This window comes from Pseudomonas sp. Nvir, from assembly GCF_963778085.1.
Taxonomy (GTDB): Bacteria; Pseudomonadota; Gammaproteobacteria; order Pseudomonadales; family Pseudomonadaceae; genus Aquipseudomonas; species Aquipseudomonas juntendi.
The window spans coordinates 5,273,060-5,298,356 of the sequence record NZ_OY970405.1 but is presented as its reverse complement, the minus strand read 5'-3'; the positions used below and the strand labels follow the sequence as shown (position 1 = coordinate 5,298,356).

Genomic DNA, 25,297 nt, shown 5'->3' with positions numbered 1-25,297 from the left:
GGCTGGGCCACTAGGCTAATATGACGGGCTATATGAGGAGCTTCTGCATGCAAAACCCACAGAACCTGATCTGGATCGACCTGGAAATGACCGGCCTCGATCCGGACAGCGACGTCATCATCGAAATGGCCACCATTGTCACCGACAGCGAGCTGAACACCCTGGCCGAAGGCCCGGTGATCGCCATCCACCACAGCGATGAAGTACTGGCCCGCATGGACGAGTGGAACACCCGCACCCATGGCGCGTCTGGCCTGACCCAGCGGGTGCGCGACAGCAAGGTCGGCATGGCCGAGGCCGAGGCCCAGACCATTGCATTCCTCGAACAGTGGGTGCCCAAAGGCAAATCGCCGATCTGCGGCAACAGCATCTGCCAGGACCGTCGCTTCCTCTACCGGCACATGCGCAACCTGGAAAACTACTTCCACTACCGCAACCTGGATGTCTCGACGCTGAAAGAACTGGCAGCGCGCTGGGCGCCGGACGTGCGTGACAGTTTCAAGAAGGGCAATACGCACCTGGCGCTGGACGACATTCGCGAATCGATTGCCGAGTTGCGCCACTACCGCGAACATTTCATCAAGGTGTGAACCGTTACGGCGCAGATATTCTGGCTGCGCCCCCTTTTGGTGCCTTGGGCAACTGGTTAGACTGCGCGCCTTTCCCGCACGGACCCGCACCATGTTGCTGATGCTCTACCTCATTGCCATCACTGCCGAAGCCATGACCGGTGCGTTGTCTGCCGGGCGTCGCGGCATGGACTGGTTCGGCGTGGTGCTGATCGCCTGTGTTACCGCCCTGGGTGGCGGGTCGGTGCGCGATGTGTTGCTCGGGCACTATCCGCTGACCTGGGTGAAACACCCTGAGTACCTGGTATTGACCAGCTTTGCTGCTCTTTTGACCATTTTCATCGCGCCAATGATGCGCCGCCTGCGCTCGCTGTTCCTGGTGCTAGACGCACTGGGGCTGGTGGCGTTTACCCTGATTGGCTGCATGACGGCGCTGGAAATGGGGCAGGGCATGCTGGTGGCTTCGATCAGCGGGGTGATCACGGGGGTGTTCGGTGGGATCTTGCGCGATATCTTCTGCAACGACATCCCGCTGGTGTTCCGCCGCGAGCTGTACGCCAGCGTGTCGTTCGCCGCGGCGTGGTTCTACCTGGGCTGCGTGTATTTCAAGGTGCCGGCGGAGCAGGCGATGCTGCTGACCCTCTTTGGTGGGTTCCTGGTGCGCTTGCTGGCGATTCGTTTCCATTGGGAAATGCCCAAGTTCCACTACAACGACCAGCAGTAAACCTGCCCCAAGCCCGGCGCGGTCCCTGTAGGAGCGGGCATGCCCGCGAACACCGGCGCAGCCGGTGCCACCCACCGCGTTGCCTGCTTCGCGGGCGCGCCCGCTCCCACCAGCAGTAAACCTGCCCCAGGCCCGGCGCGGTCCCTGTAGGAGCGGGCATGCCCGCGAACACCGGCGCAGCCGGTGCCACCCACCGCGTTGCCTGCTTCGCGGGCGCGCCCGCTCCCACCAGCAGTAAACCTGCCCCAAGCCCGGCGCGGTCCCTGTAGGAGCGGGCATGCCCGCGAACACCGGCGCAGCCGGTGCCACCCACCGCGTTGCCTGCTTCGCGGGCGCGCCCGCTCCCACCAGCAGTAAACCTGCCCCAAGTCCGGCGCGGTCCCTGTAGGAGCGGGCATGCCCGCGAACACCGGCGAAGCCGGTGCATCCACCGAGTTGCCTGCTTCGCGGGCGCGCCCGCTCCCACAGTGGGCCGTGTAGCTATTGAATGCCGTGCCGGGCCAGCGCCCACTCGACATGCTCGCGCACCAGCTCCGAGGCATCCTCGCGCCGCGCCTTCAGCGCCTCGATCACCGGTATCGTCGGCGGCGCATTGCCCAAGCCCACCGCCAGGTTGCGCAAGAACCGCTCATAGCCTGCCCGGCGTAGCGGCCCGCCCTCGGTCTTGCGCAGGAAAGTACGCTCATCCCACAGGAACATCTGGGCCAGCTCGGCATTCTCCAACCCATGCCGCGGCTGGAAATCCTGCTCCTGGCTGTGCTTGGCGAAGCGGTTCCACGGGCAGACGATCTGGCAGTCGTCGCAACCGAATACACGGTTACCCATCATCGAGCGCAGTTCGACAGGAATAGGCCCTCTCAGCTCGATGGTCAGGTACGAGATGCAACGCCGCGCGTCCAGCACATAGGGCCCGACGAACGCCTGGGTCGGGCAGATGTCCAGGCACGCCTGGCAACGCCCGCAGTGTTCACTGGTGGTGGCTTCGTCCACCGGCAACGGCAGGTCAACGAACAGTTCGGCCAGGAAGAAATAACTGCCGGCCTTGCGGTTGAGCAGCAGGGTGTTCTTGCCGATCCAGCCCAGCCCGGCCTGCTCGGCCAGGGCCTTCTCCAGCACTGGGGCACTGTCGACGAAGGCGCGGTAGCCGAACGGGCCGATGGCTTGCTGGATACGGTCTGCCAGGAATTGCACGCGCTTGCGCACCAGCTTGTGGTAGTCACGGCCCAGGGCGTAGCGTGACACGTAGGCTTTTTCCGGTTGCGCCAGGCGTTGCGCCATCTGCGTATCGCCGGGCAGGTAGTCCATGCGCAGCGAGACCACGCGTACCGTGCCGGGAATCAGTTGGTCGGGGTGCGCCCGTTTGCTGCCATGGGCACCCAGGTACTCCATTTCGCCCTGGTAACCGGCGTCTAGCCAGCGCTGCAGGTGCTGTTCGTGTTCGCCAAGGTCGACCCCGGCGATGCCGACGTGGGCAAAACCGAGTTCCTGGCCCCATATCTTGATCGATTGGGCCAGTTGGGCGAGGTCAGGTGTAGAGGCAGGCATGGATGGGCAAGGCAATACGGGCTCAGGTGCGTATAATTCTGCCAGACATTGGAGCCTTTGACCCCATGCCGCAGACCAAACACCCTGGCAACACTCTACAACTGCTCAGCAGCGTGACTGTCGCACACCTGCCGGCACGGCACCCGCATGCGCACAAAGGCGACTTCGGCCATGTGCTGGTAGTGGGCGGCGACCTGGGCACCGGTGGCGCTGTGCTGCTCAGCGCCGAAGCCGCCTTGCGCTGCGGCGCCGGCCTGGTCAGCGTGGCGACCCGGCCCGAACATCTACCCGCGAGCCTGGCCCGCCTGCCTGAGGTGATGTGCCTGGGGGTACAGTCGGCCAACCAGTTGGTCGGCGTGCTGGAGCGCGCCACGGTACTGGTGGTGGGCCCTGGCCTTGGGCAGGCTGCCTGGGGCCGGAGCCTGTTGTCGGCAGTGGCGAACGCCGAGCGCCCGCAGGTATGGGACGCCGACGCCCTGAATTTGCTGGCAGGCACCCCATTGGCCCTGCCCAGCGGTAGCATTCTCACCCCTCACCCCGGGGAAGCGGCGCGGCTTCTGGGCATTTCCACCGAAGCGGTGCAGGCCGACCGGCCGGGCGCTGCGCGCAAGCTGGCGCGGCGCTACAACAGTGTGTGCCTGCTCAAAGGGGCAGGTACCCTGGTGGCGCACCCGTCCGGCCAGTTGATGCTGTGCGAGCGCGGGCACCCGGCCATGGCCGGCGCGGGCTTGGGCGATGTGCTGACCGGGGTGCTGGCGGCGTTGCTGGCCCAGGGGCTGGACGCCTGGAGTGCCGGCTGCCTGGGTACCTGGCTTCACGCCTGTGCCGGTGAGCGTCTGGGGGTTGAAGGCAGGGGCCTGGCGGCCAGCGATCTGGCGCCGGTCATTCGAGCGTTGTTGGAGGAGCATTCTGCGTGTGTGGCTTAAATCTGTTTCTGGCCGATGAAGCGGCTACAGTCGACTTTGGTGCAAAAATGGCCGAAGTGACCGGTGGTCGCGGTGTCATTTTCCTGGAAGGCGACCTGGGGGCGGGTAAAACCACGCTCTCGCGTGGCCTGATCCGTGGCCTGGGCCATACTGGTGCAGTGAAAAGCCCGACGTTCACCGTGGTCGAACCCTACGAGATCGGCGCTGTCCGAGCTTTTCACTTCGACCTGTATCGGCTGGTCGATCCGGAGGAGCTGGAGTTCATGGGGATTCGTGACTATTTCGAGGGCGACCCGTTGTGCCTGTTCGAGTGGCCACAAAAGGGTGCGGGCGTTTTGCCAAAGCCCGACCTGACCATTACCATAAGCCCCCAAGCGGGCGGACGCTCGCTGAACCTGTCGCCGCAGGGGGCTCGCGGCGAGGCCTGGTGCGTGGCACTGGCCAAACACTATAAACAGTAAGTGGGGTAGGTATGCGCATACGCGCACTGGTCGCCATCGTTGGGCTGCTGCTGACAACGGTGACCGTTGACGCTCTGGCCGTCACTCAAGTCAAGAGCGTGCGCCTGTGGCGCGCGCCAGACAACACGCGGCTGGTCTTCGACCTGTCTGGCCCCGTGCAGCACAGCGTCTTCACCTTGAGCGCACCGGATCGCCTGGTTATCGACATCAATGGCGCGACCTTGGCGGCGCCATTGAAAGTGGCGACTTCCAACACGCCGATCAGCAGCGTGCGTTCGGCCCAGCGCACGCCGACCGACCTGCGTGTGGTCGTTGACCTGAAGAAGTCGGTCACCCCCAAGAGCTTTACCCTGGCGCCCAATGCCCAGTACGGCAACCGCCTGGTGGTCGACCTGTACGATCAGGAAGCCGATGCCATCGCGGCCACGGCGCCAACCCCACCACCGACCCCAGTGCAAACGCCTGCCACCACGCCAGCGGTCCCGGTCACGCCGACCCAGCCAGCCATCAAGCTGCCGCCGGTACCTAGCGGCAAGCGCGACATCGTCATTGCCATCGACGCCGGTCATGGCGGCGAGGACCCGGGTGCTTCCGGCTCGCGCGGCCAGCATGAAAAAGACATCGTGCTGCAGATCGCCCAGGAGCTGCAGCGCCAGATCAACACGGAAAAGGGCTTCCGCGCCGAACTGACCCGCACCGGTGACTACTTCATTCCGCTGCGCAAACGCACCGAAATCGCCCGCAAGAAGGGCGCCGACCTGTTCGTTTCGATCCACGCCGACGCCGCGCCGTCCAAGGCTGCGTTCGGCGCATCGGTGTTTGCCCTGTCCGACCGTGGCGCTACCTCCGAAACCGCACGCTGGCTGGCAGACACGGAAAACCGTTCCGACCTGATCGGGGGCGCCGGCAACGTCAGCCTCGACGACAAGGACCGCATGCTCGCGGGTGTGCTGCTCGACCTGTCGATGACGGCCACGCTCAGCTCCAGCCTGAATGTCGGGCAGAAAGTGCTGGGCAACATGGGCCGCATCACCTCGCTGCACAAGCAGCGTGTGGAACAGGCTGGCTTCATGGTGCTGAAGTCGCCCGACATTCCGTCGATCCTAGTCGAGACCGGGTTTATCTCCAACGCCAGTGAGGCGGCCAAGCTGGCCAGTCGCAGCCATCAGCAAGCGCTTGCGCGGTCGATTCATACCGGGGTGCGCCAGTTCTTCCAGCAGAACCCGCCGCCTGGCACCTATATCGCCTGGCTGCGTGACACCGGCAAGATTGCCGCCGGCCCACGTGAGCACACGGTGCGCCCAGGCGAAACCCTGGCAATGCTGGCGGTGCGCTACCAGGTCAGTGTGGCCAGCTTGCGCAACACCAACAGCCTGAAGTCCGATGAGCTGAAGGTCGGCCAGCGTCTGGATATCCCTGCCACCACATTGGCTTCGCAATGAGTGGTGGTTCGCGCATCCAGCTGCTCAGCCCGCGGCTGGCCAACCAGATCGCCGCTGGCGAGGTGGTCGAGCGGCCGGCCTCGGTAGCCAAGGAACTGCTGGAAAACAGCCTGGACTCCGGAGCCCGGCGCATCGATGTGGAAGTGGAGCAGGGCGGCGTCAAGCTGCTGAAGGTGCGGGATGATGGCAGCGGTATTTCTGCCGACGACCTGCCGCTGGCGCTGGCCCGTCATGCCACCAGCAAAATCCGTGAGCTGGAAGACCTTGAAGGCGTATTGAGCCTGGGGTTCCGTGGCGAAGCCCTGGCCTCGATCAGCTCGGTGGCGCGCCTGACCCTGACCTCGCGTACTGCCAGTGCCACAGAAGCCTGGCAGGTTGAAACCGAAGGCCGCGACATGCTCCCGCGGGTGCAGCCGGCGGCCCACCCGGTGGGTACTTCGGTCGAAGTGCGTGACCTGTTCTTCAATACCCCGGCGCGGCGCAAGTTCCTCAAGGCCGAGAAAACCGAGTTCGATCACCTGCAGGAGGTCATCCGGCGCCTGGCGTTGGCGCGTTTCGACGTCGGCTTCCACTTGCGCCACAATGGCAAGAGCATCCTCAGCCTGCACGAGGCCCATGATGAAGTGGCGCGTGCGCGGCGGGTGGGTGCCATCTGCGGCCCGGGCTTCATGGAGCAGGCGCTGCCGATCGACGTCGAGCGCAACGGCCTGCGCCTGTGGGGCTGGGTTGGGCTGCCGACCTTCTCGCGCAGCCAGGCCGACCTGCAGTACTTCTTCGTCAACGGCCGTGCGGTGCGCGACAAGCTGGTGGCCCACGCCGTACGCCAGGCCTACCGTGACGTGCTGTTCAACGGCCGGCACCCGACCTTTGTGCTGTTCCTTGAGCTGGAACCCAACGGCGTCGATGTCAACGTGCACCCGACCAAGCATGAAGTGCGCTTCCGCGAAGGGCGTTCGGTGCACGACTTCCTGTACGGCACCCTGCACCGGGCCCTGGCCGATGTGCGCCCGGAAGACCAACTGGCCGCCCCGGCTGCGGTGCCTGAAGCGATGCGCGCCACTGGCCAGCAGGCCGGTGAGTTCGGCCCGCAGGGGGAAATGCGCCTTGCTTCGCCTGTGCTCGAGCAGCCACGTGCGCCGCAACACACCGCCAGCAACGGCGGTAGTGGTGCCGGTTACCAGTACCAGTACACCCCGCGGCCCTCGCCACCGCTGCCGGCGGCCGAGGCGCAGGCGGTGTACCGCGAGTTTTACAAGCCGCTGGACAATGGCGCCGCCCCGGCAGCCACCCTGCCGGAAAGCCAGGGCGACATTCCGCCGCTGGGTTACGCGCTGGCGCAGCTGAAGGGTATCTACATCCTGGCCGAGAACGCTGTCGGCCTGGTGCTGGTCGATATGCACGCCGCCCACGAGCGCATCATGTACGAGCGCCTGAAGGTAGCCATGGCCAGCGAGGGCCTCAGCGGCCAGCCGCTGCTGGTGCCGGAAACCCTGGCCCTGAGCCAGCGCGAAGCCGACTGCGCCGAAGAGCACGCGCAGTGGTTCCAGCGCCTGGGCTTCGAACTGCAGCGGCTGGGCCCGGAAACCCTGGCCATCCGCCAGATCCCGGCCTTGCTCAAGCAGGCCGAGGCCAACCGCCTGGTGCAGGATGTGCTGGCCGACCTGATGGAATACGGCACCAGCGACCGTATTCAGGCCCACCTCAACGAGCTGCTCGGCACCATGGCCTGCCACGGCGCGGTACGCGCCAACCGGCGCCTGGCCATTCCCGAGATGAACGCCCTGCTGCGCGATATGGAAAACACCGAGCGCAGCGGCCAGTGCAACCACGGCCGTCCCACCTGGACCCAGATGGGCCTGGACGACCTGGACAAACTTTTCCTGCGCGGTCGATGAAATGAGCGGCAAGCCCCCAGCGATATTCCTCATGGGTCCGACGGCCGCCGGCAAGACCGACCTGGCCATCGAACTGACCAAAGTGCTGCCGTGCGAGCTGATCAGCGTTGATTCGGCGCTGATCTACCGCGGCATGGACATCGGCTCGGCCAAACCGTCGAAAGCAGTCCTTGCCGCCCACCCGCATCGCTTGATCGACATCCGCGACCCGGCCGAAAGCTACTCGGCCGCGCAGTTTCGCACCGACGCACTGCAGGCCATGGCCGAGATCAGCGGGCGCGGCAAAATCCCGCTGCTGGTCGGCGGTACCATGCTGTATTACAAAGCGTTGGTCGACGGCCTTGCCGACATGCCAGCGGCCGATGCGGGCGTGCGTGCCGAGCTTGAAGCCCAGGCGGCGGCCTTGGGGCTGGGCGAGTTGCACCGCCAACTGGCCGAGGTCGACCCGGTGTCGGCGGCGCGCATTCACCCCAACGACCCGCAGCGGTTGATCCGCGCCCTGGAGGTCTACCGGGTGAGCGGTGAGAGCATGACGGCTCACCGGCAACGTCAATTCGCTGAAAGTCGCGGCGCAGACGCAGGCGCTGGCGGGCATTTGCCCTATACTGTCGCCAGCTTGGCGATTGCTCCTACAGATCGTCACATTTTGCATCAGCGAATTGCGTTACGATTTTCGCAGATGCTGGAACAGGGCTTTATCGACGAGGTCCGATCACTGCGAGCCAGAAGTGACTTGCACGCCGGGTTACCGTCTATACGGGCAGTGGGGTATCGGCAAGTCTGGGATTACCTGGACGGCAAGCTGTCAGAGAGTGAAATGCGTGAACGCGGTATCATCGCGACCCGGCAGCTGGCCAAACGGCAGTTCACCTGGTTGCGTGGCTGGCCTGACGTACACTGGCTAGACAGCCTGGTCTGCGACAATCTGTCCCGCACCTTGAAATACCTGGGGCCCATCTCCATATTGAGCTGAGTCCCTGCTGATTGCCGTCTATTCTTGCGAAGGGGCGGCCTAATTTATCGATTTCATTGATTTTCTATTATTTATCCTTACAGGAGTGCGGCATATGTCAAAAGGGCATTCGCTACAAGACCCTTACCTGAACACTTTGAGAAAAGAGAAGGTCCCGGTTTCCATTTACCTGGTCAACGGCATCAAACTGCAGGGTTCGATCGAGTCGTTCGACCAGTTCGTGGTACTGCTGAAGAACACCGTGAGCCAGATGGTCTACAAGCACGCCATTTCGACCGTGGTGCCAGCCCGTCCGGTTCGCCTGCCAAGCCCGTCCGATTCCGAGCACGGTGACAGCGAGCCAGGCAACGCCTGATAGGAGCCTGCATTGTTCTTTGAGCGCCACGGTGGTGGTGAGCGGGCGTTGCTCGTTCACTTGGAAGGTCAGAACCCTGAGGCGCGCGAAGACCCGCAGGAGTTTCAGGAACTGGCATTGTCGGCCGGTGCCGACATCATTTCGCTGGTCACGGTGACAAGGCATCAGCCTTCCGCCAAATACCTGATTGGCAGTGGCAAGGTCGAAGAGCTGCACGACCTGGTCCATGCCGAACAGGTAGACCTGGTGATTTTCAATCACACCCTCACGCCCAGCCAGGAGCGCAACCTTGAACGTGTGTTCGAGTGTCGTGTGCTCGACCGCACCGGGCTGATCCTCGATATCTTCGCCCAACGGGCGCGTACCCATGAAGGCAAGCTGCAGGTCGAACTGGCCCAGCTGGAGCACATGAGCACGCGGTTGGTGCGTGGCTGGACTCACCTGGAGCGGCAAAAAGGGGGTATCGGCCTGCGCGGCCCGGGTGAAACCCAGCTGGAAACCGACCGGCGCCTGTTGCGCGTGCGCATCCGCCAGATCAAGTCGCGCTTGGAAAAGGTCCGTAGCCAGCGCGAGCAGGCACGGCGCGGGCGCAAGCGTGCAGACATCCCTTCGGTGTCGCTGGTGGGTTACACCAACGCTGGCAAGTCCACGCTGTTCAACGCCCTGACCGAATCCGAGGTGTACGCCGCGGACCAGCTGTTCGCTACCCTCGACCCGACCTTGCGCCGGCTCGAGCTCAACGACCTTGGCCCGATCGTGCTGGCCGACACCGTGGGCTTCATTCGCCATTTGCCGCACAAGCTGGTCGAGGCATTTCGCGCTACGCTCGAAGAGTCGAGCAACTCCGACCTGTTGCTGCATGTGATCGATGCCCATGAGCCCGAGCGCATGGAACAGATCGAGCAAGTGCTGGCGGTTTTGGGCGAGATTGGCGCCGAAGGCTTGCCGATCCTCGAGGTGTATAACAAACTCGACCTGCTCGAAGATGTCGAGCCGCAGATCCAGCGCAATGCCGATGGCAAGCCGGAACGGGTCTGGGTATCGGCACGCGATGGGCGTGGCCTGGAGCTGGTCGGCCAGGCGATTGCCGAGTTGCTGGGGGAAGATCTGTTTGTCGGTACCCTTTGCCTGGAGCAGCGTTTTGCCCGCTTGCGCGCGCAATTCTTTGCCTTGGGTGCGGTGCAGAGTGAAGAGCATGATGAAGAAGGGCGCAGCCTGCTGAGCGTGCGACTGCCCATGGTCGAACTGAATCGCCTGGTCAGCCGCGAAGGCATGGAGCCGCAAGTGTTTGTCGAGCAACACACTTTGCAATAAATGCCCGTCGAGGTCGCCGGGCAGCAGTGACAGGCATTCTGTAGCATTGGACGGCGCGCCGTGGGCGCGTCTTTGCTTTATCAGATGGAGAGCGCTATGGCTTGGAACGAGCCGGGTGGCAACTCGAACAATCAGGATCCCTGGGGCGGCCGCCGTGGTGGCGGTGGCGGCGGTGGTGACAAGAAAGGTCCGCCGGATCTGGACGAGGCCTTCCGCAAACTGCAGGACAGCCTCAATGGCATGTTCGGCGGCAAGAAGAAACGTGGCGGCGGTGACCGCAACATCGGCAAGGGCGGTGGCTTCGGTCTGCTGGGCATCGGCCTGGCGGTGCTGGCTGCCATCTGGCTGTACAACGCCGTGTATGTGGTCGACGAGCAGGAGCAGGCCGTGGTGCTGCGCTTCGGCAAGTACTATGAAACGGTCGGTCCCGGCCTGAACATCTACTTCCCGCCAATCGATCGCAAGTACATGGAGAACGTCACGCGTGAGCGTGCCTACACCAAGCAGGGCCAGATGCTGACCGAAGACGAGAACATCGTCGAGGTGCCGCTGACCGTGCAGTACAAGATCAGCAACCTGCAGGACTTCGTGCTCAACGTCGACCAGCCTGAGGTGAGCTTGCAGCACGCCACCGACAGTGCCTTGCGCCACGTGGTGGGTTCCACCTCGATGGACCAGGTACTGACCGAAGGCCGTGAGCAGATGGCCGTGGATATCCGCGAGCGCCTGCAGCGCTTCCTCGACAACTACCGCACGGGTATCACCGTTACCCAGGTCAACGTACAGAGCGCGGCAGCCCCGCGTGAAGTGCAGGAAGCCTTCGATGACGTGATCCGTGCCCGTGAAGACGAGCAGCGCGCCCGCAACCAGGCCGAGTCCTATGCCAATGGCGTGGTGCCGGAAGCCCGTGGTCAGGCGCAGCGCATCATCGAAGACGCCAACGGCTACCGCGACGAAGTCATCGCCCGCGCCAAGGGTGAGGCCGATCGCTTCAGCAAGTTGCTCGGCGAGTACCGCAAGGCACCTGACGTGACCCGCCAGCGTCTGTACCTGGAGACCATGCAAGAGGTCTACAGCAATTCGAGCAAGGTCATGGTGGCAACCAAGGATGGGCAGAACAACCTGCTCTACCTGCCGCTGGACAAAATGGTCGAAGGCAGCCGCAACGCGTCCGCGCCAACCACCAGCGTATCGCCATCGGCCAACGATGCGGCCGCGCGTGCGGCGCAGGACATGCAACAGCAACAGCAGCCGCTGCGCACTAGGGAGAGCCGCTGATGAGCAACAGATCGCTGATCGCCCTGATCGCCGCCGTGGTCCTGGCCATCGTGGCCTGGAACAGCTTCTATATCGTGTCCCAGACCGAGCGTGCAGTGCTGCTGCGCTTCGGTAAGGTGGTCCAGGCAGATGTTCAGCCAGGCCTGCACGTGAAGATCCCGTACGTGAACCAGGTACGCAAGTTCGACGCCCGCCTCATGACCCTCGACGCCCCGACCCAGCGGTTCCTGACCCTGGAGAAGAAAGCGGTGATGGTCGACGCCTACGCCAAGTGGCGCGTCAAGGACGCCGAGCGCTTCTATACCGCCACGTCGGGCATGAAGCAGATCGCCGACGAGCGGCTTTCGCGTCGCCTGGAAAGCGGCCTGCGTGACCAGTTCGGTAAACGTACCCTGCACGAGGTGGTTTCCGGTGAACGCGACGCGCTGATGGCTGACATCACCGCATCGCTGAACCGCATGGCCAACAAGGAGCTGGGCATCGAGGTGATCGATGTGCGCGTCAAGGCCATCGACCTGCCGAAGGAAGTCAACCGCAGCGTGTTCGACCGCATGAGTACCGAGCGTGAGCGTGAAGCCCGCGAGCACCGCGCCAAGGGTAACGAGCTGGCCGAAGGTATTCGTGCCGACGCCGACCGCCAGCGCCGTGTGCTGCTGGCCGAAGCGTACCGCGAAGCGGAAGAAACCCGCGGTGACGGCGACGCCCAGGCGGCCGCCATCTATGCCAAGGCCTACACCCAGGACGCGGACTTCTATGCGTTCTACCGTAGCCTGCAGGCGTACCGCGAAAGCTTCTCGAGCAAGAGCGACGTGCTGGTCCTGGATCCGAAGAACGAGTTCTTCCGCTTCCTGGACAAGAGCAAGCCGTAATGCTCAGGCCCTGATTTTCATGCGGCAGCGCTCCGCCTGGCAGCTAAAACACCAGGCGGGGTGCATCCTGAATGAAAAGGGGTGTATCATGAGGCAGCCGGGAAATTTCCCGGCTTTTTTGCGTCTGCAAGGTTGATTGGCACAGCGCCGGTTGACGGTTTGCTCAGCTCGCAAGGCAATTCGAGGGTATCGGGTACGGTGGCTGCGCTGGGATCAGTGCTGCCCGCTGCTGTGCGCGATACCGGCTTTACTGACGGCTCGCCTGCTGGCAAGCCGCCCGGACCAGAGGGGAAATGGCGTAATGGCAACGGTAGACCGCTGGCTGCTGCCAGATGGCATCGAGGAAGTACTGCCACCTGAGGCCGCGCGTATCGAGATCGCGCGCCGCCAGGTGTTGGACCTGTTCCAGGGTTGGGGCTACGAACTGGTCGTCACCCCGCATATCGAGTACCTGGAGTCGCTGCTGACCGGCGCCGGCCAGGACCTGGACCAGCGCACCTTCAAGGTGGTGGACCCGCAGTCCGGCCGCCTGATGGGCTTCCGCGCCGACTTCACCCCGCAGGTGGCCCGTATCGACGCGCACACCTTGCGCCGTGAAGGCCCAAGCCGGTTGTGCTATGCCGGTAGCGTGCTGCACGCCCAACCGCGCGCACTGTCCACCTCGCGCAGCCCGATCCAGCTGGGTGCCGAGTTGTATGGCGATGCCAGCCCTACCAGCGACGTCGAAGTCATCAGCCTGATGCTTGCCACGCTGCAACTGGCTGACGTGCCGGACGTACACATGGACCTTGGCCACGTCGGCATCTACCGCGGCCTGGCCCGGGCGGCCGGCCTGTCCGGAGCAGTGGAGCAGCAGTTGTTCGACGCGCTGCAACGCAAGTCGGTCGATGAGGTGCAAGCCTTGACTGCCGACCTGCCCAAGGACCTGGGCAACATGTTGCGTGCGCTGGTCGAGCTGTGCGGCGGCCGTGAAGTGCTGAACGAAGCGCGCGTGCGCCTGGGGCGCGCCCCGGCCAGCGTGCTGGCCGCGCTGGACGACCTGCTGGCGATCGCGGACCGGCTGGCGTCGCGCTACCCGGAACTGCCGCTGTACTTCGACCTCGGTGAGCTGCGCGGTTACCACTACCACACCGGTGTGGTGTTCGCCGTGTTCGTGCCGGGCGAGGGGCAGTCCATTGCCCAGGGCGGGCGCTATGACGACATCGGCGCCGATTTTGGCCGGGCACGCCCAGCCACAGGTTTCTCCACGGATTTGAAGACCCTGGTCACACTGGGGCGAGCGGAGGTCGTATTGCCAACTGGCGGCATCTGGATGCCCGACAGTGGCGACGCGGCCCTCTGGCAGCAAGTCTGCCAGTTGCGCAGCGAGGGCCAGCGTGTGGTTCAGGCTCTGCCTGGCCAGCCGTTGAGTGCTGCTCTCGAGGCGGATTGTGATCGGCAATTGATTCAGCAAGACGGGCGCTGGCAGGTTCTGCCGCTGGCCCAGTGAGTTTCTGCGTCGGCAACAGGCCGGCAACCAAGTTTGCGTGAATGAGGACCAATGTAATGGGTAAGAATGTCGTCGTCCTGGGCACCCAGTGGGGTGATGAGGGCAAAGGCAAGATCGTCGATCTGCTGACCGAACATGCTGCCGCCGTAGTGCGCTACCAGGGTGGCCACAATGCGGGCCACACCCTGGTGATCAACGGTGAAAAAACCGTTCTGCACCTGATTCCGTCCGGCATCCTGCGTGAAGGCGTACAGTGCCTGATCGGCAACGGCGTGGTCGTTGCCCCGGATGCGCTGATGCGTGAAATCACCAAGCTGGAAGAGAAGGGCGTACCGGTGCGCGAGCGCCTGCGCATCTCCCCGGCAGCGCCGCTGATCCTGTCGTACCACGTGGCCCTGGACCAGGCCCGTGAAAAAGCCCGTGGCGAAGCCAAGATCGGCACCACTGGCCGCGGCATCGGCCCAGCCTACGAAGACAAGGTCGCCCGCCGCGGCCTGCGCGTGGGTGACCTGTTCCACCGCGAGCGTTTCGCTGCCAAGCTCGGTGAGCTGCTGGATTACCACAACTTCCAGCTGGTGAACTACTACAAAGAGCCGGCCATCGACTTCCAGCAGACCCTGGACGAGTGCATGGCCTACGCTGAACAGCTCAAGCCGATGATGCTCGACGTCACCGCCGAGCTGCACAACCTGCGCCGCGCCGGCAAGGACATCATGTTCGAGGGCGCCCAGGGTTCGCTGCTGGACATCGACCACGGTACCTACCCGTACGTCACCAGCTCCAATACCACGGCTGGTGGTATCTCCACCGGTTCCGGCGTGGGCCCGATGTACCTGGACTACATCCTGGGCATCACCAAGGCCTACACCACGCGCGTGGGTTCCGGTCCGTTCCCGACCGAGCTGTTCGACGAAACCGGCGCAACCCTGGCCAAGCGTGGCCACGAATTCGGCTCCACCACCGGCCGTGCTCGCCGTTGCGGCTGGTTCGACGCCGTGATCCTGCGTCGCGCCATCGACGTCAACAGCATCTCGGGCATCTGCCTGACCAAGCTGGACGTGCTCGACGGCCTGGAAACCATCAACATCTGCGTTGGCTACAAGAACGAGAACGGTGCCGTCATCGACGCACCTTCCGATGCCGACAGCTACATCGGCCTGGAGCCGGTGTACGAAGCGATGCCAGGCTGGAGCGAGTCGACCCTGGGCGTGAAAACCCTGGAAGAGCTGCCGCAGGCCGCGCGCAACTACATCAAGCGCATCGAAGAGTTGGTCGGCGCCCCGATCGACATCATTTCGACCGGCCCGGACCGCAACGAGACCATCGTCCTGCGTCATCCGTTCGCCTGATCTGCCCTCCAGGCTGATCTGACGCCGTGGCCCTGAAAGGGGCTGCGGCGTTTTTGTTTGTGGCGTATGCCTGCCTTGAGCGCTGTGGGCTTTCTGTGGAAGCTGGCTTGCAGGCGATAGGACCAGCCTAGGCAACCCCGTTGCTCAACCTTGGCGCATATCCCTGCTCCCCCCGGCACAACCCTTGCTGTAAGAAACATCTGACGATGCCATCAAAATAGTGGCGCCAGAAAACACGAGGGTTACAACGTGTCTGCCATCCTCTCACTGTTACGAAGCCGCCTTCTGCGGCCTGTGTTTGTTGCCCTTGGTATCGCGCTTTTGGTGCAGGTACTGGTTGCCGTTGCCCTCACCCGCAGCACGGTGACTGCCCTTGAGGCCGACCTTGGCGAGCGCCTGGGTAATGACAGCCGCCAACTCGCCAGCGAGCTGGAGCAAGCCGGGCAGGATGTACGTTCGGGCCTCGACGGCCTGTCCAGTAGCACTCGCCAGCGCCTCAGCGCGGGGTTGGCGACGCGCCTGCAAAGCGAGCAGCAGCAACTGCGCAGCACCCTGGAGAAGAACCTCAAGGATTCGGCCAGCGACATGGCCGAGTTACTGGCCTCGGTCGCCCCGCGGGCGATCTGGGATAACGACGTGCCGGTACTCTCCGACTTCGCCCGCCGCGCCCAGCGCAATCCCAATGTGCTGTTCGTGATCTACGACGACGCCCAGGGGCAGCACCTGACCCGCTACCTGAACCGGCAAAACCCGATCAACCAGGCGTTGATGGAGAAAGGCCAAGGCGAGCGCGCGCTGGACAAGGTGATCGACGCCGCCCGGCGCGACCCGGCGGTGTACTTCGTGGAAGCGCCGATCAACCCCAATGGTGCGGAAATCGGCAAAGTGGTCATGGGGGTTTCCACCGCAGGCATCGACCAGGAACTCAAGGCCCTTGACCAGCGCTTTTCGGCGCTGATTGCCAGTGGTGAGCAGTTGGTTGGCGACAGCCTGAACGGTGCTGCCGCCGACAGCGGCAACACCCTGCGCGAACGTCTGGAGAAAGCACAGGGCAGTGCAGCGGCAATGCAGGCCAATACCGCGCAGACCGTACGCGATGCCGCTGCCGAGCTGCGTTGGCGCATCGGTCTGGGCTTGGCGGTGGTGGGGCTAGGTGTATTGCTGGTCGTGGCCGTGGTGCTGGGGCGCCGGGTGCTGAGCAAGTTGCGCCTGTTGATAACTGCCCTGAATGACCTTGCGGCCGGCGAGGGCGACCTGACCAAGCGCGTGTCGCTCGACAGCCGCGATGAAATTGGCGACATGGCCTCGGCGGTGAACCGTTTTGTCGACAAGCTGCAGCCAATCGTGCGGGAGGCGGGCGAAGTGGCGCAGCGTACCGGCGTGGAGATAGGCGCGATGGCCCAGCGCAATGCCGGCGCCGATGCTGCTGCCGCGCTGCAGCGTGATGAAGTGGCAGCCAGCCTGCGCGACCTGTCGAGCATGGCTGACGAAGCCCAGGCCGAAAGCCATGCGATGCAGGCGGCTCTGCAGCAGGTGGTGGATATTCGCCAGGCCACCGACGAGAACAGCCGCAGCTCGACCCAGCTGGCGAGCTTGATCGAGAACCTGGCCGGCCAAGTGGAGACGGGCTCCCAGGTGATCGAGCGCCTGGCCAAGCAGAGTGAGCAGATCGAAGTGGTGCTGACGGTTATTCACGGCATCGCCGAGCAGACCAACCTGCTGGCCTTGAACGCCGCCATCGAGGCGGCCCGGGCAGGCGAGACCGGGCGCGGGTTTGCCGTGGTGGCCGATGAGGTGCGGGCGCTGGCGAGCAAGACACAAAGCTCCACTGGCGATATACAGTCGCACATCGCCGCGTTACAGAAGGGCGCCAAGGAGGCCGTGGCTACTATCAGCCAGGCCGGGCTCAAGGCCAGTGAAGGCCTGTTGGTGCTGCGCGACAACGAACGTCGCCAGCAGTCGGTGCAGGCTGCGGTGGAGCAAGTTCACGCGGCCATTGGTTTGGCGACTCGCGCAGCCGAACAACAGGCCCATGGCGCACAGGCGGTGCGGGGGCGGGTGGAGAACATCCATGCCCAGGCCGAACGCTCGGCTGAGGTGGTGATGCAGACCACGGCCAGCAGCAAGGTGCTGGATGACTTGGCGGCTCAGCTACGCGCCAGCCTGGGCCAGTTCCGGGCCTGAATCCTGCGCAGTCTCTTCTTGTGGGAGCGGCCTTGCGTCGCGAAAGGGCCGCAAAGCGGTCCCAGGATATTCGCGTAAACACATCTATTGCTGGGGCCGCTTCGCGGCCCTTTCGCGACACAAGGCCGCTCCTACAGCAAGTCATGTTGCTATGCTGTCAGCGACACATGACAAAGGGAGTTGCTCATGTCCGCCCAATTGGTCGCCGCCCAGGCAGACCTCGATTTTCTCCACAGTGCCAGCATACAGCTCACTGCCCCGATGACCGCCCTGCAAGCCTACTGCGCCATGACCTCGGATGTTCCCGCCTGGCTGGCCAAGGCCTTCCGCATTCGTGACTTCATCTCGCGTCGATTCAATGTCGCCGATATCCATGGCTTCACTCCCCAGAATCCTGGGCATGTGCCAGCCGACGGCGAGCATCTGGACTTCTTCACTGTCGAGGCCATCAGCGACCAGCAACTGGTGCTGACGTCGCGCGATACGCACTTGGCGGTGATGGTCTGCATGGATGTGAATGGGCAGCGCTTGAAAGTGACCACGTCGGTGCGGTGTTTCAATGCCTTTGGCCGGCTGTACATGCTGCCGGTTGGCCAGGTACATGGCCTGATCGTGCGTCGGATGTTGGCGAATTTGTAGACAGCGCTGAATATGAAGGTGAAACATTCATTTACGTGATCAAGTCTGCATCTTCCTCAAAATTGTAGGGTATTTCCCAAATAGGTCTCGTTAGAATGTTTGCTGTTGCAGCGCTAGACGCAGGGAGCTAGTGTCGATCTTGCCTGAAGGCGCTCGGCAAACTTCGCCGCTTTCTTCAGGAACAACCTCAGTACGGCGATGTCGGAACATCGTCGTTATCAGCCCAATTTTTACCAAGGAGAGGTAAGCATGGCTTTCGATGCCTATATTCAAATCGCGGAAATCACTGGCGAAGCACTGGACGAGCAGTACGCCAACTGGATCGAAATCATCGGCTACAAGTTCGGTGCCAATCAGAGCACCTCTGCCACCGCAAGCTCAGCGGGTGGCGCATCATCAGGCCGCACCACACTCACCAACTTTACCTTCACCAAATACCTGGACAGTGCTAGCTGCAAGCTGCTGGAGGCTAGCTGTGCCGGGCAGCACCTGAAGGAAGTGAAGCTAGTGGTGTGCCGTGCCGGTACCGAAAAGCTCAAGTACTACGAAGTCGTTCTCGAAGAAGTGATCATCGCCGATTACGCCCAGAGCGCCAGCGCCGGGGTGCCGATAGAAGTGATTCAATTGAACTACGGCCGCATCAAGACCACCTATACGCGGCAGAAACGCCGCGACGGCAGCGCGGGCGGCAACGTGACCGGCGGCTGGGACCGCATCGCCAACAAGAAGTATGCGTGAGGTGCGACCATGTCCGAGGCACGCAGCTTTATCAATCCTCAGGCGCAATCGTATGAGTCGCTGAAGGCTGACACGCCCATGTCGGCCAATCAGCGGGCCAAGTTTGATGTGCTGAATGCACATATCGCCAATGGTGTGGTGTTCCCTGGCGAGCTTGTAATCTTGGGTGACCCAAGCACTCCGACCTGCACCAGTCATGAAGCTTTCCTCATGGGGAAGGCGGCTGGAATACACCTGGACATTGAGTTGGGCGGAGGGGGAATTGATGGATTCCTACTGGAGAACTATGAGTTGCTGCAGAGTTTGCTGGTCCGTGCTTCCATAGGCGCAGGCGTAGCCAGTGACGCCTGGAGTAAGCACGTCGAAGCTATCAAGAAAACGCTTGAAGAGATTGAGCAGCTTCATAGAGAGTATTTGAATCACGGTACGTTGAAAGAGCGTAATGATTTTTATGCGAAGCGCACAGCTTTGTTTCTGAAGTTGGAGGCGCAATTGGATGGCATGGCCGCATATGGGTCAGGGTTGCGAAGCAGGGGCAAGATCAAGAGGGCGCTTGGTATATCTACAAAAAGTTTTTTGCATACTGGCGAAATTAGCGGTTACTCAGAAAAGATAGCGGGTGTGGCGAGGGCCGCTAGTTGGATTAAAAAGGGGGCGTATGTGGGCATGGCGCTGGATTTGGCGTCAACGGAGTTATCGATTCGTCAAGCTTGCATGCTCGGTCGAGAGGATGATTGTCGAAGAGTTAAGTATATCGAGCGAAGTTCATTGGCCGCTAGCTGGGGGATTGGAGGTGCGATTGGATATGTTGGGGCAGCATTGGGCCCAATGGTCTGTGTTGCGGTCGGTATTCCCACGGGAGGAACGGCAACTATCGCGTGCGCAGTGCTGGGGGGGGCCGCTGGTGGTATGGCTGGTGGGGCGCTAGGAAAAATGGGAGGCGAGACTTTGGGTGAGATTTTTTATGAGGCCGTACGATGAATAGCCAGCAGTTGGCTGTGCTCGGTGTTTTTTTGATTATTTCACCCTTCTTGATGTTCGCTGTACTGGCCTTTGTTGCGCATCGATGCTTGGGTCGTATCGAATCATACTTGTCGAATAGTCGCATGGTGGTCGTTAATAGGGAGATGTACGGCAGCTCTGGCCTGTTTGGAAGGGTCATGCGCCTCGGCTCAATTTCAGCAATGTTAACAATGAGATCCTTTAGCGTTCGTAAAGGAATGTTAGATGGCGAAGACGTCCGCAAGACTCCAGTCGATCTGAAGAAATTGTTAGTGCGTTTATGGGTTGCTCAGATTCTACTAATTACACTGATCGTACTATTTTTTACTTGGCTGCTGTATTGGCAATAGCCCATAGCCCTTTGGCATTGGGGTTGGGTGGAGGGAGCATAGGAGGCTCTGTGGGGAGTTTCCTTGCTACTGCTGGCTGTACTTTTGTGTTGGGAGTTACCACGGGGCCTGGTGCGCTTGCCTGCGCAGTCTTGGGAGGGGCGATGGGTAGTGTCGTTGGTGGGAATATTGGAGCAGAAGGAGGTGAAGTTATTGGTGAGTATTTGTATCGGAGGGTGGCGGAATGAGTATTGAGCCAGCGCTGGTATGGATGTCCATCTTAGGGCCGGGTTGCCTGGCTATGTTGGTACTGATATACGTGGCTCACAAGCATACTGATGGGATTGAAGCGTTATTGATTAACTCCAAGTACATTGGAAATATGAAAATTACTTTTTCCGGGGCGGGCTTGATTGGGAAGGTTTTACGGACGTGCGTCATTGGAGGCGTACTGATGTTCCCGGGCCCCTATGCCCGCAGGGGGCTAGTCGATTTGAGCGAGGTCGAGCGTTTCCCCGTGGGGATGAAGCGGATCATTGTAGGTGGGGTGTTAATCCTCATTATCTGTTTTTCGATGATGGTCGCATTCCGAGCATGGACGTACCTGAGTTTGCAGTAAATCCAAATTAGTTGCTATGGGAATCAGATAGCGTGAAGTCTGATGGTGGTCCAGGCTGACCAACAGCCTGGACTTGATTTCAAGCTTTGTTCGAGTAAATCTGCGTACTCAGCAATTTCACCTTCACCAAGTATCTGGACAGAGCCAGCTGCAAGCTGCTCGAGGCCAGCTGTGCCGGCCAGCACCTGAAGGAAGTGAAGCTAGTGGTGTGCCGTGCCGGTACCGAAAAGCTCAAGTACTACGAAGTCGTTCTCGAAGAAGTGATCATCGCCGATTACGCCCAGAGCGCCAGCGCCGGGGTGCCGATAGAAGTGATTCAATTGAACTACGGCCGCATCAAGACAACCTACACCCGGCAGAAACGTCTCGATGGCAGCGCCGGCGGTAATGTCACTGGGGGTTGGGACCGCATCAACAACAAGAAGTACGCGTGAGGTGCGACCATGTCCGAGGCACGCAGCTTTATCAATCCTCAGGCGCAATCGTATGAGTCGCTGAAGGCTGGCACGCCCATGTCGGCCAATCAGCGGGCCAAGTTTGATGTGCGGAATGCACATATCGCCAATGGTGTGGTTGTCGGCGGGGAGCTTGTGATTGTTGGTGATCCCAGCACGCCCATGTGCACAGGTCATGAAGCACTCTTGATGGCGAAGGCGGCGGGAATACATCATCAGCTTGAGATTAACGGCGCAGGGGTAGATGACTTTCTTCTGGATAACTACGAGTTTTTGAAAAGCCTGCTCGCCCATGCTTCCATGGGAGCTGGCGCTGTGAGCGACGGCTGGAGCAGATACCTTGCTGTTGGTGGTGCTATAGGCGGTACGGCCGTAGGTGATATCGGTGAGATGGTTGGTGAGTTGTTATATGAGGTGCCGCAATGACTAGCTTCGACACGAGGTGGTTAGGTCTTCCTTTGATGGTAGCTATGTTTATAGTCATATTTGTGTGGATTTATATTTCAGTTCGTTATGTAAATTACATAGAATCGTTACTTTCTAATAGTTCAATGGTTTCGGGTAACAAAAGGATTTTTAGCTCCGCCGGCTTGCTAGGTAAAGTGATGCGTACCGGTTCGGCGTCCGTCATGTCGTCGATGAGGGCGATTTGTATTCGTAAAGGCCTTCTGGATCGTCAGGATGTAAAGAGGTTTCCTGGTTGTTTGCGGCGTATGCTAGTTGGCTTGTGGTTTGTTCATGTGGCTGTTTTTTTATCGCTCATTGGTCTTTGGGTGTGGTTGAAATTGGTAGGCTATTAGTAGTTTTCGGCTGGAGCCTGCGGTGAGCAGAAGCGAGCTGTCTTCATCGTTAAATTTGTAAGGAATTTCGCACAATAGTCTTGGTTAGTTACCTACTAGTGCAGTGCCAGGCACCGGGGTATAGTGTCAGCCGGGCCTGAAGGAAGAGCGCGAGAATGAGTGCCGTAGCTTTGACGATAATCGCGTCTATCCTGCTCGCTTGTATGGCAATCAGCGTGTGTGTGATGGTTTACTTAGCTTGTCGATCTATAGAGGCTATCGAAAAAGCTTTAGCGAAATGCAAGTATATTCAGAGTAACAGGGAAAACTTTTCAGCGGCTGGTCTTGTTGGAAAATTAATGCGTACTTGCCTGGCGGCAAATATGCTGATGATTCCAGGGTTGTTTGTTCGAAAAGGTGTGGCAGATGTTTCAGATCTCGAGAATTTTCCAAGGCCTATTAAAAGAGTTTTGTTGCCGTCTTGGATGGGGCTTGTAGTGTCGACGACCTTGTTCTTTGCTTTCAACTGGCTGGTGGGAGTTTTAAAGTGAACTTGTGATGAAGTCTCAAGTACTCAGGCTTGTGCCCAGGCCACATGGCAGCCTGGGCAAGCTTTCAAGCCTTGTTCAGATACATCCGCGTAGTCAGCAAATACACCGGCAACCCCGACACCACAATCAGCAATGCCGCATAAGGCGCCGCCGCCGCGAACTCGACGTTTGCCGTATGCGCCCACACCTCGGTCGCCAGGGTGGTCATGCCGGTCGGGCTGAGCAGCAGCGTTGCCGTAAGCTCTTTCATGGCATCCAGGAACACCAGGGCAAACGCTGCCGCCATGGCCGGGAAGATAATCGGCAGGGTCACCCGGCAGAACGCGGCAAAACTGCTCGCACCCAGCGTACGCGCAGCTTCTTCCAGCGTTGGCGAAGCCTTGTTCAGCGCGGTGCGCACCGGCGATTGCGCCAACGGCAGGAACAGCAGTGCATAGGCCAGCAGCAACAGCGCCGTGGTCTGGTACAGCGCCGGCACATAGTGCAAGGCGAAGAACACCAGGGTCAGGGCGATCACCAGGCCGGGCAGGGCGTGCAGCAGGTACGGCAGGCGCTCGGCCCAGATCGCCAGGCGGCCTTTGTAGCGCACCACCAGGAAGCTGATCGGCAGCGCCAACAGCACGCAGAAGCCGGCACCGCCAAGTGACACCGACAGTGAGGTGAACAGCGCCTTGGAAATGGCCGACACCGGGAATGCCGCTGACGAACCTACGCCAAGCCAGTAGCCGAGCATCGCCAGGGGAATGCCGCTGCCCAGCACTGCCAGGCCCAGGCAGAACAGCTGCGCCGGCACCGCCCAACCACGCAGCCGCACCGGTTGTGCACGGCGTGCCACGCCCTGGCCGATGCGTACATGGCGGGTCTTGCCGCGCACGCGCAGCTCCAGCCACAGCATCACCAGGCACATCGCCAACAGGACGGCAGACAACATGGCCGCGTTGGCGTTGCTGAACTCCAGTTCGAACTGCTGGTAAATCGCCGTGGTGAAGGTTTGCAGGCCGAGAATCGACAGCGCACCGAACTCCACCAGCATGTGCAGGGCAATCAGCAGGGCACCGCCAAGCATCGACGGCCACAGCAGGGGCAGGGTCACCTTGGTGAATACGCCCCAGCGGCTACAACCCAGGGTGCGCGCCGACTCCTCCAGGGAGGTGTCGAGATTGCGCAGGGTCGCGGCCACCGGCAGGAACACCAGCGGGTACTTGGACAGGGCCATGACCATGATCGCCCCGCCCAACCCTTCGAAGTCCGAGCTAAGCGATACCCAGGTGAAGCTGCTGACGAACGACGGTACGGCAAACGGCAGGCACAGCACCACCCCCCACAGCCGGCGACCGGCCAGGTTGCTGCGCTCCAGCAGCCAGGCCAGCGCCAGACCGACCACCATGCAGGTCAGCGTTACACCGACCATCAGCAGCAGGGTATTGCGCATCAGCCCCCAGACAAAGGGCCGCCACAGCAGGTACAGGGCTTCGTGCCAGCCGGCTTCCCAGGCTTTGATCGCCACATAGGCCAGGGGCAGCAAGCTCATCGCCACCAGGAACAGCACAGGCAGCACGACCCAGATCGAAGGGCGCTTGCGGCGCGGTACGAACCGTACCGGCAGCGGGGTGGACAGGGCGGCGGTCATCAGAGCAGGCCGACCTCGCGTTCCAGCTCGATGGCTTCTTCGGCATTACCCAGGTCAGCTGGCGAAATCTTCGGCGGGCGCAGTTCATCGAACGGTTTCAGGCCGCGGTCCGAAACCATGCCTTTGTGCAATGGGTACTCCGCGGTGGTCTGGGTGATCACGCGCTGGCCTTCTTCGCTGGCCATCCAGTTGAGCAGGGCCTGGGCCTCTTTCGGGTGCTTGCTGGCCTTCACGGCCGCGGCGCCCGAGATGGTCACCAGATTGCCGGCGTCGCCGTCGGCCAGGTAGTACAGTTTCGAATCGAGCTTGCCGCGCTCACGCTCCAGGGCGTACCAGTAATAGTTGTTCACCAGTACGGCAGCCACTTCGCCTTTTTCCACGGCCTTCAGCGCGACCATGTTGTTGGTGTAGGTCTTGCCGAAGGCCTTCAGGCCGGTCAGCCATTCTTCGGTGGCTTCACGCCCGTGCATCTTCAGGATGGCAACGGCCTGCTCCTGGAACGCACCGCTGGTCGGTACATAGCCTACGCGCCCTTCCCAGTCAGGGTTGGCGAAGTCCATGACGGTGGTCGGCAGGTCTTTCTCGTCGATCTTCTTCGGGTTGTAGACCACCACGCGGGTGCGCGCGGTAACGCCCATCCAGGTGCCGTTGGCAGCCACATATTCCTTGGGCAGCATGTTCAGCGTGGCGTCGTCGATCTTCGCCAGCAGGCCCAGCTCGCCCAGGTTGTTCAGCGGTGGCGATTCTTCGGTGTAGATGATGTCGGCCGGCGAGCGATCGCCTTCCTCGATGATCTGGCTGGCCAGCTGGTTGCTGCTGCCTTTGCGGATATTGATGTGGATACCGGTCTTGGCCTCGTAGGCCTTGGCGATGGCTTCGCCGATTTCCTTGTGCTGACCGTTGTACATGGTCAGGGTGACCGGTGCGTCAGCCATGGCGGCCGGAGCGCCGATTACCAGGCTCAGCACGGCGGCGGCCAAGGTACGCATCAGCGGTTGCGGGCGGATCGTCATGCGGGTACTTCCTCGCTTACGGCAACATATTTGGAAACAATGGTAAACGAAATCGTTTCTCATGTGGCCGGGTGACGATAAATTCATCGTCAGACCATGGTGCAAGGGGTGGGGGAGGGTACAAAAATCGCAGGCAAGAAAAAACCCACTAGCAAGCTAGTGGGTTTTT

General features: G+C 61.5%; 23 protein-coding genes and 3 pseudogenes. 23 read left to right on the top strand and 3 right to left on the bottom strand.

Going from position 1 to position 25,297, the window contains the following annotated elements:
- The first annotated feature begins 47 nt into the window (after positions 1 to 47).
- Together orn and AACG97_RS25440 are read left to right on the top strand one after the other, a co-directional pair.
- Entirely contained in the window at positions 48 to 590 is a 543-nt protein-coding gene (gene orn, locus AACG97_RS25445; protein ID WP_009681312.1) for an oligoribonuclease, read from the top strand.
- A 91-nt stretch (positions 591 to 681) separates the two neighbouring features.
- The gene (locus tag AACG97_RS25440; RefSeq protein WP_003249516.1) at positions 682 to 1,293 is read left to right on the top strand and encodes a trimeric intracellular cation channel family protein; all 612 of its coding nucleotides are present in this window, start codon (positions 682 to 684) and stop codon (positions 1,291 to 1,293) included.
- 480 nt (positions 1,294 to 1,773) lie between these two features.
- On the opposite strand, the gene queG is transcribed toward AACG97_RS25440, so the two are convergent.
- Complete coding sequence (queG, locus tag AACG97_RS25435) at positions 1,774 to 2,838, bottom strand: tRNA epoxyqueuosine(34) reductase QueG (protein ID WP_054904838.1); 1,065 nt, start codon at positions 2,836 to 2,838, stop codon at positions 1,774 to 1,776.
- Between the two features lie 65 nt (positions 2,839 to 2,903).
- Here queG and AACG97_RS25430 point away from each other — a divergent pair, with 65 nt between their 5' ends.
- The 21 genes and pseudogenes from AACG97_RS25430 (at position 2,904) to AACG97_RS25335 (ending at position 22,485) form a co-directional block, all read left to right on the top strand.
- Positions 2,904 to 3,764: an NAD(P)H-hydrate dehydratase gene (locus AACG97_RS25430; protein WP_009681310.1), complete on the top strand. Its 861-nt coding sequence runs from the start codon at positions 2,904 to 2,906 to the stop codon at positions 3,762 to 3,764.
- Positions 3,752 to 4,225: a tRNA (adenosine(37)-N6)-threonylcarbamoyltransferase complex ATPase subunit type 1 TsaE gene (gene tsaE / locus AACG97_RS25425; RefSeq protein WP_009681309.1), complete on the top strand. Its 474-nt coding sequence runs from the start codon at positions 3,752 to 3,754 to the stop codon at positions 4,223 to 4,225. Before AACG97_RS25430 ends, tsaE begins: the two co-directional genes overlap by 13 nt.
- 11 nt (positions 4,226 to 4,236) lie before the next feature.
- Complete coding sequence (locus tag AACG97_RS25420) at positions 4,237 to 5,667, top strand: N-acetylmuramoyl-L-alanine amidase (protein WP_009681308.1); 1,431 nt, start codon at positions 4,237 to 4,239, stop codon at positions 5,665 to 5,667.
- Complete coding sequence (gene mutL / locus AACG97_RS25415) at positions 5,664 to 7,562, top strand: DNA mismatch repair endonuclease MutL (RefSeq protein WP_054904836.1); 1,899 nt, start codon at positions 5,664 to 5,666, stop codon at positions 7,560 to 7,562. The genes AACG97_RS25420 and mutL overlap by 4 nt, the downstream gene beginning before the upstream one ends.
- A gap of 1 nt (position 7,563) precedes the next feature.
- Positions 7,564 to 8,535 carry a tRNA (adenosine(37)-N6)-dimethylallyltransferase MiaA gene (miaA, locus tag AACG97_RS25410; protein ID WP_197885663.1) on the top strand — a complete coding sequence of 324 codons (972 nt, stop codon included), beginning with the start codon at positions 7,564 to 7,566 and terminating at the stop codon, positions 8,533 to 8,535.
- Positions 8,536 to 8,629: 94 nt separating this feature from the next.
- Entirely contained in the window at positions 8,630 to 8,890 is a 261-nt protein-coding gene (gene hfq / locus AACG97_RS25405) for an RNA chaperone Hfq (protein ID WP_003258160.1), read from the top strand.
- Between the two features lie 12 nt (positions 8,891 to 8,902).
- Positions 8,903 to 10,204 (top strand): ribosome rescue GTPase HflX, encoded by a 1,302-nt coding sequence (gene hflX / locus AACG97_RS25400; RefSeq protein WP_009681305.1) that lies wholly within the window; start codon positions 8,903 to 8,905, stop codon positions 10,202 to 10,204.
- 96 nt (positions 10,205 to 10,300) lie between these two features.
- Positions 10,301 to 11,482 carry an FtsH protease activity modulator HflK gene (gene hflK / locus AACG97_RS25395; RefSeq protein ID WP_009681304.1) on the top strand — a complete coding sequence of 394 codons (1,182 nt, stop codon included), beginning with the start codon at positions 10,301 to 10,303 and terminating at the stop codon, positions 11,480 to 11,482.
- Entirely contained in the window at positions 11,482 to 12,351 is an 870-nt protein-coding gene (hflC, locus tag AACG97_RS25390; RefSeq protein WP_009681303.1) for a protease modulator HflC, read from the top strand. Before hflK ends, hflC begins: the two co-directional genes overlap by 1 nt.
- A gap of 301 nt (positions 12,352 to 12,652) precedes the next feature.
- On the top strand, positions 12,653 to 13,840 hold the full coding sequence (locus tag AACG97_RS25385; RefSeq protein WP_009681302.1) for an ATP phosphoribosyltransferase regulatory subunit: 1,188 nt from the start codon (positions 12,653 to 12,655) through the stop codon (positions 13,838 to 13,840).
- A 56-nt stretch (positions 13,841 to 13,896) separates the two neighbouring features.
- Positions 13,897 to 15,189, top strand: a complete 1,293-nt coding sequence (locus tag AACG97_RS25380) for an adenylosuccinate synthase (protein ID WP_009681301.1) — start codon at positions 13,897 to 13,899, stop codon at positions 15,187 to 15,189.
- 585 nt (positions 15,190 to 15,774) lie between these two features.
- Positions 15,775 to 16,515 (top strand): annotated as a pseudogene (locus AACG97_RS28190) (HAMP domain-containing protein); the annotation flags it as partial.
- Complete coding sequence (locus tag AACG97_RS28185; RefSeq protein ID WP_370593776.1) at positions 16,489 to 17,373, top strand: methyl-accepting chemotaxis protein; 885 nt, start codon at positions 16,489 to 16,491, stop codon at positions 17,371 to 17,373. The pseudogene AACG97_RS28190 and the gene AACG97_RS28185, both read left to right, overlap by 27 nt.
- Positions 17,374 to 17,559: 186 nt before the next feature.
- Positions 17,560 to 18,012, top strand: coding sequence for a DUF2867 domain-containing protein (locus tag AACG97_RS25370; protein ID WP_009681299.1), 453 nt, complete (start codon positions 17,560 to 17,562; stop codon positions 18,010 to 18,012).
- Positions 18,013 to 18,261: 249 nt separating this feature from the next.
- Positions 18,262 to 18,750, top strand: coding sequence for an Hcp family type VI secretion system effector (locus AACG97_RS25365; RefSeq protein WP_029885899.1), 489 nt, complete (start codon positions 18,262 to 18,264; stop codon positions 18,748 to 18,750).
- 9 nt (positions 18,751 to 18,759) lie between these two features.
- Complete coding sequence (locus AACG97_RS25360) at positions 18,760 to 19,731, top strand: hypothetical protein (RefSeq protein WP_054904833.1); 972 nt, start codon at positions 18,760 to 18,762, stop codon at positions 19,729 to 19,731.
- Positions 19,728 to 20,102 (top strand): hypothetical protein, encoded by a 375-nt coding sequence (locus AACG97_RS25355; RefSeq protein ID WP_232555008.1) that lies wholly within the window; start codon positions 19,728 to 19,730, stop codon positions 20,100 to 20,102. The genes AACG97_RS25360 and AACG97_RS25355 overlap by 4 nt, the downstream gene beginning before the upstream one ends.
- A 223-nt stretch (positions 20,103 to 20,325) precedes the next feature.
- The gene (locus AACG97_RS25350) at positions 20,326 to 20,700 is read left to right on the top strand and encodes a hypothetical protein (RefSeq protein WP_009681295.1); all 375 of its coding nucleotides are present in this window, start codon (positions 20,326 to 20,328) and stop codon (positions 20,698 to 20,700) included.
- Between the two features lie 107 nt (positions 20,701 to 20,807).
- Positions 20,808 to 21,134, top strand: a pseudogene (locus AACG97_RS25345) (Hcp family type VI secretion system effector); the annotation flags it as partial.
- 9 nt (positions 21,135 to 21,143) lie between these two features.
- A pseudogene (locus AACG97_RS25340) lies at positions 21,144 to 21,497 on the top strand (hypothetical protein); the annotation flags it as partial.
- 613 nt (positions 21,498 to 22,110) lie between these two features.
- Positions 22,111 to 22,485, top strand: coding sequence for a hypothetical protein (locus AACG97_RS25335; RefSeq protein ID WP_033690019.1), 375 nt, complete (start codon positions 22,111 to 22,113; stop codon positions 22,483 to 22,485).
- Between the two features lie 64 nt (positions 22,486 to 22,549).
- On the opposite strand, the gene AACG97_RS25330 is transcribed toward AACG97_RS25335, so the two are convergent.
- On the bottom strand, positions 22,550 to 24,115 hold the full coding sequence (locus AACG97_RS25330) for an ABC transporter permease (RefSeq protein ID WP_009681292.1): 1,566 nt from the start codon (positions 24,113 to 24,115) through the stop codon (positions 22,550 to 22,552).
- Positions 24,115 to 25,128, bottom strand: a complete 1,014-nt coding sequence (locus AACG97_RS25325) for an extracellular solute-binding protein (protein ID WP_009681291.1) — start codon at positions 25,126 to 25,128, stop codon at positions 24,115 to 24,117. Before AACG97_RS25325 ends, AACG97_RS25330 begins: the two co-directional genes overlap by 1 nt.
- Between the last annotated feature and the right edge of the window lie 169 nt (positions 25,129 to 25,297).

Bases quoted from the DNA above. Each gene is read 5' to 3' on its own strand.
- AACG97_RS28185 (WP_370593776.1), top strand. From the start codon at position 16,489: ATGGCCTCGGCGGTGAACCGTTTTGTCGACAAGCTGCAGCCAATCGTG.
- hfq (WP_003258160.1), top strand. From the start codon at position 8,630: ATGTCAAAAGGGCATTCGCTACAAGACCCTTACCTGAACACTTTGAGA.
- AACG97_RS25335 (WP_033690019.1), top strand. From the start codon at position 22,111: ATGAGTGCCGTAGCTTTGACGATAATCGCGTCTATCCTGCTCGCTTGT.
- AACG97_RS25350 (WP_009681295.1), top strand. From the start codon at position 20,326: ATGAGTATTGAGCCAGCGCTGGTATGGATGTCCATCTTAGGGCCGGGT.
- AACG97_RS25380 (WP_009681301.1), top strand. From the start codon at position 13,897: ATGGGTAAGAATGTCGTCGTCCTGGGCACCCAGTGGGGTGATGAGGGC.
- AACG97_RS25330 (WP_009681292.1), bottom strand. From the start codon at position 24,115: ATGACCGCCGCCCTGTCCACCCCGCTGCCGGTACGGTTCGTACCGCGC.
- hflC (WP_009681303.1), top strand. From the start codon at position 11,482: ATGAGCAACAGATCGCTGATCGCCCTGATCGCCGCCGTGGTCCTGGCC.
- AACG97_RS25360 (WP_054904833.1), top strand. From the start codon at position 18,760: ATGTCCGAGGCACGCAGCTTTATCAATCCTCAGGCGCAATCGTATGAG.
- orn (WP_009681312.1), top strand. From the start codon at position 48: ATGCAAAACCCACAGAACCTGATCTGGATCGACCTGGAAATGACCGGC.
- miaA (WP_197885663.1), top strand. From the start codon at position 7,564: ATGAGCGGCAAGCCCCCAGCGATATTCCTCATGGGTCCGACGGCCGCC.
- hflK (WP_009681304.1), top strand. From the start codon at position 10,301: ATGGCTTGGAACGAGCCGGGTGGCAACTCGAACAATCAGGATCCCTGG.
- mutL (WP_054904836.1), top strand. From the start codon at position 5,664: ATGAGTGGTGGTTCGCGCATCCAGCTGCTCAGCCCGCGGCTGGCCAAC.
- AACG97_RS25385 (WP_009681302.1), top strand. From the start codon at position 12,653: ATGGCAACGGTAGACCGCTGGCTGCTGCCAGATGGCATCGAGGAAGTA.
- AACG97_RS25365 (WP_029885899.1), top strand. From the start codon at position 18,262: ATGGCTTTCGATGCCTATATTCAAATCGCGGAAATCACTGGCGAAGCA.
- AACG97_RS25370 (WP_009681299.1), top strand. From the start codon at position 17,560: ATGTCCGCCCAATTGGTCGCCGCCCAGGCAGACCTCGATTTTCTCCAC.
- AACG97_RS25430 (WP_009681310.1), top strand. From the start codon at position 2,904: ATGCCGCAGACCAAACACCCTGGCAACACTCTACAACTGCTCAGCAGC.
- AACG97_RS25325 (WP_009681291.1), bottom strand. From the start codon at position 25,128: ATGACGATCCGCCCGCAACCGCTGATGCGTACCTTGGCCGCCGCCGTG.
- AACG97_RS25420 (WP_009681308.1), top strand. From the start codon at position 4,237: ATGCGCATACGCGCACTGGTCGCCATCGTTGGGCTGCTGCTGACAACG.
- AACG97_RS25440 (WP_003249516.1), top strand. From the start codon at position 682: ATGTTGCTGATGCTCTACCTCATTGCCATCACTGCCGAAGCCATGACC.
- AACG97_RS25355 (WP_232555008.1), top strand. From the start codon at position 19,728: ATGAATAGCCAGCAGTTGGCTGTGCTCGGTGTTTTTTTGATTATTTCA.
- queG (WP_054904838.1), bottom strand. From the start codon at position 2,838: ATGCCTGCCTCTACACCTGACCTCGCCCAACTGGCCCAATCGATCAAG.